The 16,984-nt window shown below is 73.2% G+C and carries 14 protein-coding genes; 11 read left to right on the forward strand and 3 right to left on the reverse strand.

Annotated elements, in window-relative coordinates:
• Nucleotides 1-190: 190 nt before the first annotated feature.
• The 6 genes from V2J85_RS04215 to V2J85_RS04240 are packed head-to-tail and all read left to right on the forward strand — an operon-like array spanning nucleotide 191 to nucleotide 8,425.
• On the forward strand, nucleotides 191-1,087 hold the full coding sequence (locus tag V2J85_RS04215; protein WP_261953017.1) for a DNA/RNA non-specific endonuclease: 897 nt from the start codon (nucleotides 191-193) through the stop codon (nucleotides 1,085-1,087).
• A gap of 18 nt (nucleotides 1,088-1,105) precedes the next feature.
• Nucleotides 1,106-2,059, forward strand: coding sequence for a hypothetical protein (locus V2J85_RS04220; RefSeq protein WP_330820654.1), 954 nt, complete (start codon nucleotides 1,106-1,108; stop codon nucleotides 2,057-2,059).
• Nucleotides 2,060-2,066: 7 nt separating this feature from the next.
• Complete coding sequence (locus V2J85_RS04225) at nucleotides 2,067-3,194, forward strand: hypothetical protein (RefSeq protein WP_330820655.1); 1,128 nt, start codon at nucleotides 2,067-2,069, stop codon at nucleotides 3,192-3,194.
• Nucleotides 3,175-6,177, forward strand: coding sequence for an ATP-binding protein (locus tag V2J85_RS04230; protein ID WP_330820656.1), 3,003 nt, complete (start codon nucleotides 3,175-3,177; stop codon nucleotides 6,175-6,177). Before V2J85_RS04225 ends, V2J85_RS04230 begins: the two co-directional genes overlap by 20 nt.
• The gene (locus V2J85_RS04235) at nucleotides 6,174-7,304 is read left to right on the forward strand and encodes a trypsin-like peptidase domain-containing protein (protein WP_261953013.1); all 1,131 of its coding nucleotides are present in this window, start codon (nucleotides 6,174-6,176) and stop codon (nucleotides 7,302-7,304) included. Before V2J85_RS04230 ends, V2J85_RS04235 begins: the two co-directional genes overlap by 4 nt.
• A 32-nt stretch (nucleotides 7,305-7,336) precedes the next feature.
• A complete protein-coding gene (locus V2J85_RS04240) occupies nucleotides 7,337-8,425 on the forward strand; it encodes a trypsin-like serine peptidase (protein WP_330820657.1) in 1,089 nt (362 codons plus the stop codon).
• A 38-nt stretch (nucleotides 8,426-8,463) separates the two neighbouring features.
• Here the strand turns inward: V2J85_RS04240 and V2J85_RS04245 are convergent, their stop codons facing one another.
• From V2J85_RS04245 to V2J85_RS04255, 3 genes are all read right to left on the reverse strand, one after another.
• On the reverse strand, nucleotides 8,464-9,495 hold the full coding sequence (locus V2J85_RS04245; RefSeq protein ID WP_261953011.1) for an ABC transporter substrate-binding protein: 1,032 nt from the start codon (nucleotides 9,493-9,495) through the stop codon (nucleotides 8,464-8,466).
• A gap of 70 nt (nucleotides 9,496-9,565) precedes the next feature.
• Complete coding sequence (locus V2J85_RS04250) at nucleotides 9,566-10,441, reverse strand: ABC transporter permease (protein ID WP_261953010.1); 876 nt, start codon at nucleotides 10,439-10,441, stop codon at nucleotides 9,566-9,568.
• Nucleotides 10,431-11,246: an ABC transporter ATP-binding protein gene (locus V2J85_RS04255; RefSeq protein WP_330820658.1), complete on the reverse strand. Its 816-nt coding sequence runs from the start codon at nucleotides 11,244-11,246 to the stop codon at nucleotides 10,431-10,433. Before V2J85_RS04255 ends, V2J85_RS04250 begins: the two co-directional genes overlap by 11 nt.
• A 224-nt stretch (nucleotides 11,247-11,470) precedes the next feature.
• Between V2J85_RS04255 and V2J85_RS04260 the strand changes: the two genes are divergently transcribed.
• The 5 genes from V2J85_RS04260 (at nucleotide 11,471) to V2J85_RS04280 (ending at nucleotide 16,912) form a co-directional block, all read left to right on the forward strand.
• The gene (locus V2J85_RS04260; RefSeq protein ID WP_330820659.1) at nucleotides 11,471-13,132 is read left to right on the forward strand and encodes a sensor histidine kinase; all 1,662 of its coding nucleotides are present in this window, start codon (nucleotides 11,471-11,473) and stop codon (nucleotides 13,130-13,132) included.
• A 93-nt stretch (nucleotides 13,133-13,225) separates the two neighbouring features.
• Nucleotides 13,226-13,918: a response regulator gene (locus V2J85_RS04265; protein WP_261953007.1), complete on the forward strand. Its 693-nt coding sequence runs from the start codon at nucleotides 13,226-13,228 to the stop codon at nucleotides 13,916-13,918.
• Between the two features lie 200 nt (nucleotides 13,919-14,118).
• Complete coding sequence (locus V2J85_RS04270; protein WP_330820660.1) at nucleotides 14,119-14,793, forward strand: GNAT family N-acetyltransferase; 675 nt, start codon at nucleotides 14,119-14,121, stop codon at nucleotides 14,791-14,793.
• A gap of 173 nt (nucleotides 14,794-14,966) precedes the next feature.
• Nucleotides 14,967-15,668 (forward strand): FadR/GntR family transcriptional regulator, encoded by a 702-nt coding sequence (locus V2J85_RS04275; protein ID WP_261957239.1) that lies wholly within the window; start codon nucleotides 14,967-14,969, stop codon nucleotides 15,666-15,668.
• Nucleotides 15,669-15,832: 164 nt separating this feature from the next.
• Complete coding sequence (locus tag V2J85_RS04280; protein WP_330820661.1) at nucleotides 15,833-16,912, forward strand: asparaginase; 1,080 nt, start codon at nucleotides 15,833-15,835, stop codon at nucleotides 16,910-16,912.
• Nucleotides 16,913-16,984 lie beyond the last annotated feature (72 nt).

Below are 16,984 nucleotides of genomic sequence, written 5' to 3' on the forward strand. Positions count from 1 at the left end.
CGGGGGTCGGGGCAACGCCTGGATGCGTTCCGTGGCGGGCGGGCCGGTGAACTCGCCGGCCCGCCCAACCGCCTGAACGGGCCCCTCCGCGCACGCCGGCGGCCCGGCGCACGACGGTGCGGGCGGCTGTTGGAGTGGCTTCGCCGGGGACGCCGCTCGGCGGCCCGTACCACCGGGAAGCGGTGGTCATATGACCACATCCGATGCGTCCCGGGCCGGCCGCGCCACGACCGGCCCGGCACCCGGGGACGCCCTGGCGGACCGCGCGGGCTACGACGAGCACTTCCTCGGCGTGCCCGTGCCGCTGCCGGTGCCGGCCCTCCCCGGAACGGAGACCGTGGTCCTGCACTACACCCACTTCACGGTCCTGCTGCGCCCGGACCGGCGGCTGGCGGCGGCCACCGGCGTCTGCGTCGACGGCCGGCTGCTGCTGGAGCACGTCCCGCGGGAGGGCGGCTGGCGGTTCGACCCCCGGCTGCCCGAGGACCTGCAGGCCGGCGACCCGGTCTACCGGGACAACTCCCTGGACAAGGGCCATCTGGTGCGCCGGCTCGACCCGGTGTGGGGCGAGGCCGCGGAGGCCGCCCGGGCCAACGCGGACACCTTCCACTACACCAACGCCGCCCCGCAGGCCGATGTGTTCAACCAGGGCAAGAAGCTCTGGGCGGGGCTGGAGGACCACCTGCTCGACCACGCCGCCACCCAGGACCGCAAACTGGCCGTGCTGACCGGTCCGGTGCTGCACGACTCCGACCCGCCCTACCGGGGCATCCAGGTGCCGCTGCGCTTCTGGAAGGTGGCCGCGTTCCTCCGGGACGGCGCGCTGGCGGCCACCGCGTACGTCCTGGACCAGAGCCCGGACCTGACCCGGGACGCCGACCGGGCGCTGGCCGGCGCGGTGCCGGGCGCACCGCCGCCGCTGGGCGCCTACCGCACGTTCCAGGTGCCGGTGTCGGACATCGCCGAGCTGACCTCACTGGACCTGGGCCCGCTGCCGGCCGTCGATCTGATGCCGGTGGTGCGCGCCCCGGAGGAGCGCTGGAAACGACTCGCGTCGCACGACGACATCGTGCTGCGGCGCGACTGAACGGGGAGGGGACACACCATGCGACCGAGCGTCGTCTACGTCCACGGCAACGGCAACAAGCCCCGCGCGGACCTGCTCAAGTCCCAGTGGGACACCGCCCTGTTCGGCCGGGACATGGGCGCGGCGTCGCGGATGGCCTACTGGGCGCCGGTGCGCTACCCCGCGCCGCTGCCCGACCACCGGCCGGACCCGCTGGACGGCGGCCCGCAGCCGGCCGAGGAGCCCCCGTCCGGCGCGGCGGAGCGGGCCGCGGCCGCCGCCCCGCCCCCCGAGGAGTTCGTCGCGCGGACCCTCGACGAGGCCCGGCGGGAGGCCGGCGACACCGGACCGGAGGGGCGGGCGCACCCCGACGAGGACGCCCTGGCCGACTGGCTGCGGGACATGACCTACCTCGCGGACACCCTCGCGCACACCGAGAGCGCCCCGGAGCCCGGGCCGGCCGACGAACTGCCGCTGGAGGCCGTGCCGCTGCCCCGGCCCGGCCGCGTCGCGCTGTTCCGGGAGCTGGTGAAGCACGCGTTCAAGGACGTCCACGCCTACTTCTTCGGCGGGGCGGGGCCGGCGATGCGGGCGGTGGTGCAGGAGGCGCTGGACGGCCCGGACGGCGGCCCGCTGGTCGTGGTCGGGCACAGCCTGGGCACGATCATCGCCTACGAGGCGCTGCGGGAGCGGGAGCGTGAGGTCGCGCTGCTGGTCACCGTCGGCTCGCCGCTGGCGATCACCGAGATCCAGGACAGCCTGGCCCGCCCACCGGCCGTACCGGACGGCGTCACGGCCTGGCGGAACGCCTCCGACCTGCGGGACCTGGTGGCGCTGGACCACACCCTGCGGCCCGAGTACGCGCCCCAGGACCGGGTCACCGACGTGCTGGTCACCAACGACAGCCGCAACCACCACGGCATCGGCGAGTACCTGTCGCAGCATCCGGTGCGCGAGCCGGTGCTGCGGATCTTCGGCGACGGCCCGGGGTAGGCCGGGCATGCCGCTGACCGAAACCGAGTGGGACCTGGTCACCGCCTGGGTGCAGAACCATCTGCTCGACACCACCGAGCCGCACGACCGGCTCGCCGAGTACGGCTTCCCCGAAGACTTCGTCGCCACGCTGCCGCTGACCCACATCAGCTCGGACAACGCCCGGGCCCTCGTCCACCGCTCGCGCACGGACATCCGGCGGCAGCTGCGGCTGGTGGAGGCGCTCACCGCCGTCGACGAACTGGCCGTGCTGCCCGACATCGCCAAGGTGCGGGAGTTCCGGGACCGGCTGCGGGAGGACTACCGCGCCCACGCCGCCCAGGACACCTTCCGCACCTGCGTGCTGAAGAACGGCACCGAGGCCTTCATCGACCGGCAGGGCCTGCGGGAGACGCTGCGCCGGTTCATCGCCGACCCCGACAAGTGCATCCTGCTGGTCGACGGCGAGCCGGACAGCGGCCGCTCCTACACCTACACCTTCCTGCGCCACATCGGTCAGCACAGCGGCTTCCGTCCCGTCCGGGTCACCCTGTCGCGGACCTCCACCGCGGCGAAGGTCGTCCGGCGGCTGGCCGACTTCGTCGCCGAACCGGGCACCGGCCCCGCCCCGCTCAACCCCACCGACCTCAACGACCCGCTGCCGTCCGTCGACGAGGCCGCGCACTGGGTCGCCGGCCGGGCCACCGCCGCCGAGGAGCGGCTGTGGCTGGTACTCGACGAGTGCGACCGGCTCGACCCCAGCTCCGACGTGTGGGACTTCATCGGGCAGCTCGCCATGGCCGTCTACGAACACTCCGCGGTCCACGGCGACCAGGCGCCGCGGCTGGTGCTGCTCGGCTACGGGCGCGCGATGCGCCAGCTCCCGTACGACCTGCGCGGCAGCCTGTGCTGGGACACCGCGCGGGTCGTCGAATCAGGCGATCTGCGGTCCTTCTTCGACCAGGTCTTCCACGAATCGCCGCCGGAGGTGCTGGCGGCCGGCGGCCCGCAGCAGTCCGCCATCGACGAACTCGTCGAGGTCGCCGTGGAAGAGGTGCTCTACGCCGCGGAATCCGGCGGCGGGGGCGACGAGAGCTATATGCGCAGGGTCAGCACGGCGGTGGAGGGAGCGGTCCGTGTCTACCGGTCCCTCTGACCGCCCCGCCCGCCCGGGCCTGCGGGAGGTGTTCGCCGCCCGGCTGCGCGAGGCGCTGCACACCGGCCAGGAGCGGCCCGGCGGCGTCTCCCCCGCCCGCCGCGCCTACCGGGAGGCGGCCTGTCTGCTGGCCCGTTTCGACCCCCGGGAGCTGCGGCTGCCCGACGAGAAGCACGCCACCGGCCGGGCGGTCCTGGAACTCGTCGACGACTGCACGACCCTGGGCATGCAGGACCAGGCCGGGTGGGCCCTCAAGGCCGAGGTCCGGGAGGAGGCGCTGCGCGGGCTGGCCGGGCCCGAGGCCGCCCGGCACCTGCTCGCCGCCAACATCAACCAGCTGCCCGCCGAGCCCGGGCCGGAACGGTTCGCGCTGGCCCAGCTGTTCGGCACGCCGCTGGCGATCGACCGGCTGACCGCCGGCGAACTGGCCGACGCGCTGCAGGCGGTGCTGTGGCTGTCCCGGGTGCCGGGCGTGACCGGCCTGCCGGACACCGGCCGGCTGCAGCGCGCCCTGGAGCGGGCCCGGCTGCTGGAGCCGCTGGAACGCCTGGTCCGCCGCGCGTTCCAGGGCCGGGCCCGGGAACTCGCCGAGCTGCGCGGCTACCTCGACCTGCCCGGCGCCGCCGCACCGCCCGGGCCGCCGCAGCCCGTTCCCGGCGGCCGCCCGTTGCCGGTCCCCCCGATGGTCATCCACGGCCCCGGCGGCATGGGAAAGAGCACCCTGCTGGCCAAGTTCCTGCTCGACAACGTCCAGGACCCGGCCGGCGGCATCCCGTTCGCCTACATCGACTTCGAGCGGCCCACCCTCTCCCTCCACGAGCCGGTCACGCTGATCGCCGAGGCCGCCCGGCAGCTCGGCGTCCAGTACCCCGCCCACCGCGCCGAGCTGGACGCGCTGGCGGAGGAGTGCCAGCAGGCCGCCCGCAGCCAGCGCGAGGGGCAGGAGCGGGTGACCCAGCTGCAGGAACTCGCCACCACCCGGGCGGTCCTCGGGCGCAGTTCCTCGCAGCAGTTCCAGTCGGCGGCCACCGGCCGGGAGACCAAGCTGGTCCGGCGGGTCGGCGCGGTCCTGGCGCGGGCGGTCGCGGAACGGAAGACCTCTCCCGACGAGCCGGACCCGCCGTTCGTGATGGCCGTGGACACCTTCGAGGAGGCGCAGTACCGCGGCTCGCCGGCGCTGGGCCGGATCGTGGCGATCCACCTGTCGTTCCAGAGCGCCTATCCGCGGATGCGGCTCGTGGTCTCCGGACGGGCGCCGGTCGACCACCCGGCGAAGCGGATGAAGCCGTTCGACATCGAACTCGGCGAACTCGACCCGGAGGCGGCGGTGGGCCTGCTGGCCTCCTGCGGCGTGGACGATCCCGAGGTGGCCCGGCAGCTGGCCGACCGGGTCGGCGGCCATCCGCTCAGCCTGAAGCTGGCGGCCCGGGCCGCGACCCTCGCGTGCCAGGAGGGCGAACCGACCGAGGAACTGATCCGCAGTCTGCCCGAACGGCGGCGGGAGGTCTTCCGCCGGGTCGACCAGCTGCTGGTGCAGGGCATCCTCTACGAACGGATCCTCAGCCACATCGCCGACGAGGACATCCGCCGGCTCGCCCACCCGGGCCTGGTGCTGCGGGTCATCACCCCGGAGATCATCAAGGACGTGCTCGCCGGGCCGTGCGGCATCGACGTGCCGGACCAGGGCCGGGCCCGGGAGCTGTTCGGCGAGCTGAGCCGGCTCGACATGGTCGAGCCGGCCCGTCCCGACGCGGTGCGCTACCGCGGCGACGTCCGGGCCATCATGCTGCGGCTGCCCGGCGGCGACCGCACCGCGGTGATGCGGGAGGTCGAGCGGCGCGCGGTGGCGCACTACGCGGGCCGCGACGGGCTGGAGGCGCGCGCCGAGGAGATCTACCACCGGCTGCGGCTGGACGAGAACCCGCGCTCGGTGGAGGAACGCTGGCTGCCGGGCGTCGAACGGTTCCTCGCCGGGGCCCAGCAGGAGATGTCGCCGCGGGCCGCGGGGCTGCTGACCGCCCGGCTCGGCGGCGGTGCGCCCGACCACGTGGCGGCCGGCGCGGACCAGGAGGACTGGGAGCGGATCGCCGCCCAGGAGGTCGAGGACCTGCTGGCGCAGGGGTTCGCGCCGGCCGCCCTGGAGCGGATCGGCCGGCGCCGCCCCTGGACGCCGTGCAGTCCGCTGCACGCGCTGTACGCCGAGACGCTCAGCCGCGTCGGGCGGCGGGACGAGGCCCGGCGGGCGGTCGCGGACGCCCTGGGCCCGGCCGAGCGCGCGGGGTGCGGGGAGCGCCGGCTGGAGCTGCTGCTGCTCTCCGCGCGGCTCGCGCAGGAGGACGGCGATCCGGTGCACGCCGACCGCGCGCTACGGGCCGCGGAGGACGTCGCGGTGGGCCTCGGGCAGGACCTGGAGGCGATGGGCGCGCTGCTGGCCCGGGCCCGGCTGACCGGCGACGAGGGGCACGCGGAACCGGCCACCGGCCGGCAACTCGCCGAGCGGCTCCGGAAGTTGCCCGACGACGTGCTGTCCGAGCGGCCCGTGCTGGTCCGCGCGGTCGCCTCGCAGATCTACGCCCAGGCCCCCGGCGCGCTGGAACACGCGGTGGAGGTGGTGGGGCTGCCGTCCGACGACGAGACGCTGGACGCGCTGGGCGCGGCGATGCGCCGGGCGACCCGCCGGCAGCCGGCGCTGCTGGGCAAGGTGATGGAGATCCTGGACGAGGCCGCCGGGCCGTCCCGCCCGCAGCCCGGGGCCGCGCCGACCAGCATCGCCGGGATCCTGCGACTGGCCCGGGACCGCGGCACCCTCGACACGCTCGCCCGGCGCCTGCTCGCCGTGCCGGACCGGAGCGGGGAGATCGTCGCCGGGGTGGCCGCGGCGATGGGCGCGGGCAGCGGCGGGCAGGGCGCCAGCGACGTGCACGTCCGCCCCGCCCCGGCCGCCGAGGAACGACACGCGCGCGAAAGGCGTGAGGACCGGTGAACGGCTATCTCTCGCCGGACGAGATCCGGGCGGTGCTCGACGCCGCGGTGGAGACCGGGCTCGCCGACCCGTCGGTGCGGCCGCTGCTGATGGACGGGATCATGCCCCGCTACCGGGGCACGCTGCCGCTGCACCCCGCGCCGGGCCGCCAGGTGCACTCCGACCTCAGCCAGATGAACCGGGTGGAGCGGCTGGTCGACGGCTCGGTGCCGCTGGAGATCTGGCTGCGCAACGCCGTCGCCGAGACCACCGAGGCCGGTCCGCTCACCGTCTTCCAGCGGGCCCTGGACGACGTGGCGCGGCAGGCGGGCGGTGAGCCGGACGTCCTGGCCACGATGCCCGCGCCCGGGGAGATCAAGGAGGAGATCGTCCACCGGGACGACACCGTGCCGATCGGGTTCCTGCGCGGCGGGGAACTCGCCGGCGGGGCGGTGGCCCGCCTCAAGGTGCCGCCGTACCAAGGGGGTTCGCCGCTGCAGCCGAACGGCTTCCCGCACTCCGGCACCGGCTGGCTGATCGCCCCCGACCTGCTCATCACCAATCACCACGTGGTCAACGCCCGCGCCGGGACCGGCGCGGGACGGCCGGTGGCCGACCCGGAGGACCTGCACCTGCAGGCGCGGCACACCCGCGCCCGGTTCGACTACGACACCGACGACGTCGAGACCGAGGAGGCCGCGGTCGGCGAACTCGTCGCGGCGGACGCGGCGTTGGACTACGCGCTGCTGCGGCTGGCCGAGGCGCCGGACCGGCCGGTGCTGCGGCTGGCGGAGCGGCCGCTGACGGTCGGCCGGGGCGACTACGTGGCGGTCAACATCATCCAGCACCCCGGCGGCCTGCCCAAGCGGGTCGCGCTGCGCAACAACCTCGTCTACGAGGCGGACGAGAACGACGTGCGCTACTTCACCGACACCCGCGGCGGGTCCTCGGGCTCGCCGGTCCTCACGGACGACTGGAAGGTGGTGGCGCTCCACCGGGGCACCCGGCGCGTGGAGGACGTGCTGTTCCAGGGCCGGACCACGGCGTTCGTCAACGTCGGCACCCAGATGCGCAGCGTGCTGCGCCATCTGGAGACCACCAGTCCCGGCGTCCACGCCGAGATCCAGGCGGCACAAGCGGCGCCGTAGCGCGAGGCGACGGCGCGTTGGAGGAGGGCGAGATGCACAGGCGGAACAGATCACCGGTGGCGGCCGGCCCGGAGCAGGTCTTCTCGGATCTGCGCGAGGTCGCCGCGCGGGTGCGGGACGGGCTGTCGTCCGAGATCCCGGAGTCCCTGGAGGAGCTGCCGGCGGAGCAGCAACCGGCGGGCCAGATCGGGCAGTTCGCGCAGGCGGAGCGGGCCCGGGTGCTGACCGCGGGCGCGATCGGCCTGGAGAAGCTCGCCGAGGGGCGCACGGACGAGATCAGCGACGACGAGTCCTTCGGCATGGAGGCGATCGTCCTGCTGGAGGGCCGGCCGGCGATCCTCGTCCAGAACCACGACTTCGCGGCCCAGCAGGGCGACTGGGCGGTGCTCGACGGGCACCGGGCGGCGATCCGGGACTCCCTCGCGCGGATCGGCCGGGTCGAACTGTCCGGCCACATCAGCCTGGACTGGCTGGGCACGGCGTTCCTGGTCGGCCCCGACACCGTTCTGACGAACCGTCATGTGGCGCTGGAGTTCGCCCGCGGCGACGGCCGCGGCTGGACCTTCCAGCAGGGCATCAGCGCCCACGTCGACACCGGCGAGGAGTACGTCGACCCGGTACTCGCCGGCGGCGGCACGGCCCCCGCCGCCGCCGGCCCCTCGTTCGACGTCGTCGAGGTGGTGGGCATCCACGAGGACGTCGACCTGGCCCTGCTGCGGGTCGCCCCGCCGGCCGGCGGCGGCGCGCTGCCCCCTCCCCTGGCGGTGGCCGCGGACGCCCCGGCCGACCTGCCCGGCCGCCCGGTGTACTGCGTGGGCTACCCGGCGTACGACGGCCGGCGCAACGAACCCGAGTCGATGCGCCGCATCTTCATGGACATCTACAACGTCAAACGGCTGCAGCCCGGCACCACCACGGAGCTGGTGCCGGACCGGAACGTCATCAAGCACGACTGCTCGACGCTGGGCGGCAACAGCGGCTCCCCCGTCATCGACCTCGCCGACCACCGGGTGCTCGGCCTGCACTTCGGCGGCCGCTACGGCCTCGGCAACTACGCCGTGCCGCTGTGGCAGCTGGTCGAGGATCCGCTGCTGGCCCGGGCGGACCTCAACTTCGTCTGAGTCCGGCCCGGGCCACGCCCCTTACGCGGTCGGCCGCTCTACTTGACGAACTCGGTGGTGTAGGTCTTCTTCAGGTCCACCGACGCGTTCTTGAGGTTGGGGTTGAAGGACTTCAGCACCCGCTCCACGGTCGCCGGGCCGTCGGCCGGCATCACACCGTCCTTGGTGAACATCGGCAGGGTGTCCTTGATCGCCTGCACATAGAGCTCCTTGCCGCCCTGCGCGTAGTCGGACGGCATCTTGTCGGCGATCTGCTCGGGCGTGTGCGTGGACATCCACTTCAGGGTCCGCACGAAGGCCTTGGCGAGCTTGCGCACGGTGTCCTTGTGGCTGTTCACCCAGTCGGTGTTCATGTAGAGGCTGGACGACGGGTACGGGCCGCCGAGCGCCTCCTTCGACCCCTCGGGCGTACGCATGTCGATGAGCACCTTGCCCAGGTTCTTGTCGACGACCTGCGCGACGGTCGGGTCGGTGGTCATCCCGCCGTCGATCGAACCCTGCTTCATCGCGGACAGGAAGGTCTGCCCGGCGCCGACCGCCACCGGCGTGAACTCGTTCGTCTGCACCCCGTTCTTCACCGCGAGGTACTTGGTCAGGAAGTCGGTGGACGAGCCGAGACCGGTGACGCCGAGCTTCTTGCCCTTGAAGTCCTTGGGCGAGGTGAGGCCGGCCGCCGCCTTGTTGGACACCACCTCGACCTCGCCGGGGGCGTGCGCGAACTGCACCACCGACTCCACCTGCTTGCCCTTCACCTGCAGGTCGAGGGTGTGGTCGTAGAAGCCGACGACACCCTGGACGTCACCCGAGAGGAGCGAGGTGGTGGCCTGCACACCGGCCGGTTCGGTCAGCAGCGTGACGTGCACGCCCTCGTCCTCGAAGTAGCCCAGCTGCTGGGTGAGTCTGGCGGGCAGGTAGATGACCTTGTCCAGACCGCCCACCATGATCTTGATCTTGCCGTTGTCACCGCCGGCCGCGGCGTCCTGGGATCCGGTGCCACCACAGGCGGTGAGGGTGGTGAGGGCGAGCAGGGCGGAGGCCGCCGCTGCGGTGAACTTGACGGACGTACGCATGATCAAATCCTCGGCTTCATAAGGGAGTTGACGGAAAGAACAGCGTTGACGGAAGGAACGGCACGGCGGGTCAGCGGCCGTCCGCGGCGTCGGACGGCTTCCAGCGGAACAGCCGCTTCTCCAGGAACGCCAGCAGCCCCTCGGCGAGCAGGGCGACCACGGCGAGGATCACCATGGCGGCGTACACCCCGGCCGCGTTGAACGTGCCCTGGGACGCCGACACCAGCAGGCCGAGGCCCTTGGTCGCGCCGATGTACTCGCCGACGATCGCGCCGATCAGCGCGAATCCGAAGCTGACGTGCAGGCTCGTGAAGATCCACGAGGTGGCCGACGGGATCACCACCTGCAGGGTCACCTGGCGGTTGCTCGCCCCCAGGATCCGGGAGTTGGCCACCAGATTGCGGTCCACCTCCCGGGCGCCCTGGAACGCGTTGAAGAACACCGGGAAGAACACCAGGACCACGGCGGACGCCACCTTGGACGCCGGACCCAGACCGAACCAGATCAGGAAGATCGGGGCCAGCACGATCCGCGGCAGCGCGTTGAGCACCTTGATGTACGGGCCGAGCACATCGGCCAGGAAACGCACCCGGCCCAGCGCGATGCCCAGCACCACCCCGGCGAGGACACCGATGACCCAGCCGAGCAGCGCCTCGTAGAGCGTGTACCAGATCTGCTCCCACAAAGGGCCCTGCGGGGTGCCGTATAGCGCCCACTGGCTCATCTGGTCCCAGATCTTCGACGGCATCGAGAAGTTGAACGGATCGATGACCGCCGCCCGGGCCAGGCCCTCCCACAGCCCGAGCAGACCCACCAGCAGCAGCACCCGGGCGCCGTACACCAGCAGCCGACGCCGGCGCGCGGCCCGCGCCCGCTCCCGCGAACGGTCCGCGCGGGCACCGGACTTGACCACCGCGACGGGCGCGGAGACGGTCTCAGGCGGCATGGGCGGCACCCCTCTCGCGGGTGATGCGGACCTCTTCACCGAGCGAGGACCAGATCTCCCGGTAGATCTCGAGGAACCGCGGCTCCAGCCGCACCGACTCGACCCGCCGGGGCCGCGGCAGATCGATCTCGAAGACCTCCTTGACGGTCGCCGGCCCCGCCGTCATCACCACCACCTTGTCGGCGAGCGCGATCGACTCCTCCAGGTCGTGCGTGACGAACACGACCGAGGCACCGGTGCCGGACCACAGCTCCAGCAGCTCGTCCGACATCAGCGCCCGGGTCTGCACGTCGAGCGCCGAGAACGGCTCGTCCATCAGCAGGATCCCGGGATCGTTGACGAACGTCGCGGCCAGCGCGACCCGCTTGCGCTGGCCACCGGAGAGCTGATGCGGATAGCGGTCCTCGAAGGACGCCAGCCCGACCCGGGCCAGCCATTCCCGCGCCCGCTCCCGGGCCTCCGCCTTCGGCACACCGCGGAAGCGCGGCCCGGCCATCACGTTCGACAGCACGGTGCGCCACGGGAAGACCGCGTCCTGCTGGAACACGAAACCGACCGTGTTGCCGATGCCGCGGACCGGCTCCCCGGCCACCAGCACCTCGCCCCGGGTGGGCTCCTCCAGCCCGCTGATCAGGGTGAGCGTGGTGGACTTCCCGCACCCCGTGGGGCCGACCACGGCGACGAACTCACCGCGTCCGACGACCAGATCCAGATCCCGTACCGCGGTGTGCAATCCGCCCGACGGTGTCCGGAACGTCTTGCTGGTGCCCCGTAGTTCGATGGCGGGGCTCAGGTGGCTGTTCATGGCCCGGGACGCTAGGTGTGATCCGGCGCACCGACACGCTTGTGGCCACAACCCGCCTTTCTGCGCGCAAACCCTGTTGTGCTCGTTTTGCTCACGCTAGAACAACTACAACATCACCAGGGGGTGCGCGGATGCTCACGCACGGCATACCGTGCGAGCATCACGCCGTAAAGAGAATGTGTCGGTTCCGCGCGGACGCGGAAGGGGCCCAGGACGAGGAGAGCATGCGGATCCACTGGCCCCGGCGCGTCTTCGCCCAGGTGCTGACCGCCCAACTCACCCTCACCACCGGCGTGATGGTGCTCGCCACCAGCCTGTTCCTCGCCCCGCTCAGCTCCGAACTCGACGACCAGGCGATGCGCCGGGCACAGTCCATCGCCCAGACCACCGCCACCGACCCCGCCCTCCCCCGCGAACTGACCACCACCCCGCCCGACCGACACGGTCCGGTGCAGACCGCCGCGGAACGGATCCGCCGGGCGACCGGCGCCCTGTACGTCGTCGTCATGGACACCCACGGAGTGCGCTGGTCGCACACCAACCCCGCCGAAATAGGCCGGCACGTCTCCACCGACCCCAGCCGCACCCTCGCCGGACGCGAGGTCCGCCAGATCGACACCGGCACCCTCGGACGGTCGGCCCGCGCCAAGGTCCCGCTGCGCGACCGCCACGGCCGCATCGTCGGCGCCGTCTCCGTCGGCATCGCCTACGACAGCGTCCACAGCCGCCTGATCGACACCCTCCCCGACGTACTGCGCTACGCGGCCGCCGCGCTCGCCGTCGGCGTCCTGGCCACGGTCGCCCTCGCCCACGGGCTCCGCCGCCGCACCCACGGGGTCGCGTTCACCGACATCTCCGCACTGCTCGCCGAACGCGAGGCGATGCTGCACGGCATCCGCGAGGGCGTGGTCGCCTTCGACCGGCGCGGCCGGATCCGGCTGGTCAACGACGAGGCCGGACGGCTCCTCGGACTCGACGCCGGGGCCGCCGGACGGGCCCTGGAAGAGGTGCTGCCGCCGGGCCGGACCACGGAAGTGCTGGCCGGACGGGTGGCGGGCACGGACCTGCTGGCCGTCTGCGGCGGCCGGGTCCTGCTCGCCAACCGCGTACCCACCCGGGACGGCGGAGCCGTGGTCACCCTCCGCGACCGCACCGAACTCGAACTGCTCGGCCGCGAACTCGACGGCACCCAGGGCCTGTTGGACGCCCTCCGCGCCCAGGACCACGAACACGCCAACCAGCTGCACACGGTACGCGGACTGCTCGAACTCGGCCGGTACGACAAGGCCGTCGAATTCGTCACCGAAGTGGCCAGCGCCCACCGCGCCTCCGCGGAACAGATCGCCGAGCGGGTGCACGACCCGCTGCTGTCCGCACTGCTCGTCGGCAAGGCCGCCATCGCCGCCGAACGCGGGGTGTCACTGCGGATCTCCGACGCCACACTGCTGCCGGACGCCGTGGTCGACCCGCGCGACCTGGTGACCGTCCTCGGCAACCTGATCGACAACGCGCTCGACGCCACCGCCGAACGCCACCGCCAAGAACCCTTCGTCGAGGTCGAGTTGCGGGCCGAACACCGCACCGTCGTCCTGCGGGTCTCCGACACCGGACCCGGAGTCCCGCCCGCCCTGCGCGAGCAGATCTTCGCCGAGGGCTGGTCCACCAAGACACCCCGCCCGCCGGCCACCGGACGGCAGTCCACGGCCCCGGTGGCCTTCCACCGCGGCCGCGGCATCGGCCTGGCACTGGTGCGCCGGCTCGCCGAGCGCTACGGCGGAATGGCCCGGGTCACCGCCCGCGCCGGCGGCGGCGCGGTCTTCACCGTCGTCCTGCCCGAAGCCCTCCAGGAAGAACGCACCACCACGTCGATCGGAGAATCACGATGACCGTCGGAGCATCACGATGACCCAGGGAGCGTCACGATGATCCAAGGAGCGTCACGATGACCCTCGGAGCGTCACGATGACCGGAGGACCCCGATGATCGACGTCCTCGTCGTGGACGACGACTTCCACGTCGCCGAGATCAACGCCGCCTACGTCTCCCAGGTGCCCGGCTTCCGCGTCACCGGCTGCGCCCACACCGCCGCCCAGACACTCGCCGCCCTGGAACGCACCCCCGCCGACCTGGTGCTGCTCGACCACTACCTGCCGGACGAGAACGGACTGTCGCTGCTCCGAAGGCTGCGGCAACTCGGCCACCGCACCGACGTGATCATGGTGACCGCGGCCCGCGACGTGACGACCATCCAGGACGCCATGCGCTCCGGGGCGCTGCAGTACCTCGTCAAACCGTTCGGCTTCTCCGGACTGCGTGCCAAGCTCGACGGCTACGTCGCGCTGCGCCGCACCGTCGAGGGGGTGAGCGGGCGCGGCGAGGCCGGCCAGGAACAGGTCGACCGGATATTCGGTGCCTTCCGCACCGCCGAATCGCCGCACACCGAACTCCCCAAGGGCCACTCCGCGGCCACCGTCGGGCTGATCCGCCGGGTCCTGGACGCGGCCCGGGTACCCCTGTCCGCCCACGAGGTCGCCACCCGCGCCGGCGTCAGCCGCTCCACCGCCCAGCGCTACCTCAAACACCTGGAACGCAGCGGCCACATCATCCTGACCCTCAAATACGGCGACACCGGCCGCCCGGAACACCGCTACCGCTGGGCGGCGGCGGGCTGACCCGGTGGCGCGCGCCTTGGGTATGCCTCCTTGAGGTATGCCTCATTCGGGCAGTTCCCCTCGGGGCACTTCCGGCCTCGGGGCACTTCTCCCTCGGGCACTCCTCCCCGGTGTTTCTTCCTCGGGGGTCTCTTCAGTGGGCTTGGGCATTTCTTCCGTCCGGGCCCAGGGGGTGGGGCGCGCCCCCTAGCCTCCTGATCATGGAGATCTCGACGACCGGCATTTCGACGACCGGTATCTCGACGACCGGCGGGAAGGACACGACCGGCAGGGAGGACACAACCAGCAGGGAGGACACGACCCCGGCCCTGCTCGACGCCGCGGCCCTGACCGCCGACCAGGAGCTTGCGGCCCGCTTCCCCGCCGAGGCCCACCGAGTACTGGCCGACCTGGTACGCGCCGGCGCTCCGCTCGGCTGGGACGAGCCGCCGGCGCCGGACGAGGTGGCCGACCTCATCGGTCGGGTCCTGCGAGCCGCACGGCGCGGCGACGGGGCACTGCGCGCCGCCTACCTCGACCGCCGCCTGATCGGGCTGGGGTACTGGCTGCGCTACGCCCAGGCGACCAACCGCCAGCACGCGGACCTGGTGAAGATCGCGGTGGCCGCCGAGGCGCACGGCCGCGGCATCGGCAGGTCGCTGACCAGCACATTGGTCGCCGACGCCCGTGACGCGAAGATCGAGGTCCTCACCCTCGATGCCCGCGCCGACAACACCCGCGCACTCCGCCTCTACCGCTCCCTCGGCTTTCGCGAATACGGCCGCCTGCCCGCCTTCATCGCCATGGGCGGCCGCCGCTACGACAAGGTCTTCTACATGCTGGACCTCCGCACGGACCACCCCACCACCCACCCTCCGCATCCCCCCGCGCCTTGACATCCCCCTCCCCCAGGTCTCAGGATCCATCCGTGACCCCAAACCTGTCAGACAGCCAGACAGCCTCCGGTCCCGGCGGCGGTCCCGGCGGCGGTCCCGGCGGCATGCCCAGCGGCATGCCCAGCGGCGGTCCCGGCGGCGTGCCCGGCGACATGCCCCGCCGCGTGAGCGCGATGGAAGCGGTCCTGCACCACTTGCGCGGTGCCATCGAACGGGGCGAATACGCGGTCGGCGACAAGCTCCCCTCGGAGGCGGAGCTCTGCCGCCGCCTGGAGGTGAGCAGACCCGTACTCCGCGAGGCCCTGCGCGCCCTGCAGACCATGGGGCTCACCGTCTCGCGCACCGGCAAGGGCACCTTCGTCGTCTCCGACGGCGCGGTGGCCGACCCCACGTTCGGCGACTACGCGGCGAGCGACCTGCTGGAGGTCCGCCGCCATGTGGAGATCCCGGTCGCCGGGTACGCGGCGCAGCGCCGTACCCCGGAGGACCTCGACCACCTCACCCACCTGCTGGACCGGATGGAGCGGGAGACCGACACCACCGCCTGGGTGGCCATGGACACCCTCTTCCACCTGGCGGTCGCCCAGGCCGCCCGCAACCCGGTCTTCCGCCGCGTCATCGAGGAGATCCGCGACGCACTGGCCCGCCAGTCGGCGTTCCTCAACGAGCTCGGCGGCCGCCGCGAGCAGTCCAACCGCGAACACCGCGCCATCGTCGAGGCCCTCATCGACAACTCCGCCCCCGACGCCGAACAAGCCATGGCCCACCACCTCACCCGCGTGGAAACCACCCTCACCCAAATCGTCACCGCCACCCCCGGCCCCTCCCCCACCCCCGACGCGGCCCCCACCCCGAAACCCGAGCCCCAGCCATGACCAACCGCCCCCTCCCCGACCCGACACCCACCGGCGGACCCTCACCCTCCGCCGAACCGTCGCCCTCCCACGCCCCGTCGCCGTCCCGCGCCCCGTCGCCGTCCCGCGCCCCGTCGCCCTCCGGGGAACGGTCCCCCTCCGGCGAACGGTCACCCTTCGGTGAGATGGCGCCGACGGGACGGGCCGGCGTGCCGACGGGACGGGCCGACGTGGTGTCGAACCCGCCCGAGATCCGCGAGCCCGCCCACGCCCCGATCGCCCACGTGGTGCGCGGAGGCATCATCGAGGGCGTCCACCACGGCTCGGTCGTGGTGCTGGCGGCCGACGGAAGCGTGCAGTTCCAGGCCGGCGACATCGAGGCCGCCTTCTACCCGCGCTCGGCCCTCAAGCCGCTCCAGGCCGTCGGCCTGCTCCGCGCGGGCCTGCCGCCGCTGGACGACGAGGCGCTGGCCCTCGCCGCCGCCAGCCACTCCGGCGACGAACGCCACCTGGCCACCGCCCGCCGCATGCTCGCCACCGCCGGCCTGACCGAGGACGCCCTGCGCAACGTCCCCGACCTGCCCTACGGCCCCGCCGAACGCGACGAGTGGATCCGCCGCGGCCTGGCCCCCACCCGCCTCACCCAGAACTGCTCCGGCAAGCACTCCGCGATGCTGCTGACGACCCTGGCCCGCGGCTGGCAGCCGGACGCCTACCTCGACCCGGGCCACCCGCTGCAGCGCGAGATCGCCGCGACGGTCGAGGACCTCACCGGCCAGCGCATCGCCCGCGTCACCGTCGACGGCTGCGGCGCCCCGCTCTTCGCCGTCTCCCTGCACGGCCTGACCCGAGCCGCCGCCCGGCTCGCGACGGCAGCCCCCGACACCGACGAGGGCCGGGTCGCGCAGGCCATGCGTACCCACCCCGAGATGGTCTCCGGCGCCGACCGGGACACCGCCCGGCTGGTGGGCGCGGTCCCCGGGCTGCTCGCCAAGGACGGCTTCGAGGGCGTTCAGATCGCGGCACTGCCGGACGGGCGGGCGGTCGGCGTGAAGATCGCCGACGGCGCCGACCGGGCCCGTATGCCCGTCACGGCGGCGGCCCTGGCGCACTGCGGTGTTGACCCGGACGTCCTCGCCGACTTCGCCACCACACCGGTCATCGGGGGCGGCGCACCGGTGGGGGCGTTGCGGGCGGCGGGGGCACTCGCACAGGGGCTCGCTGCGGATCTCCGGGCGGGTCTCCTACGAGAGCTTTCCTCCTGAACACCTTCTGACGCCTCCCCCGACGCCTCCCGTCCCGACGCCCCCCGACGCCTCCTGACGCCTCCTCATACC

It is taken from the genome of Streptomyces bugieae (genome assembly GCF_036352915.1).
Lineage (GTDB): Bacteria > Actinomycetota > Actinomycetes > Streptomycetales > Streptomycetaceae > Streptomyces > Streptomyces endophytica.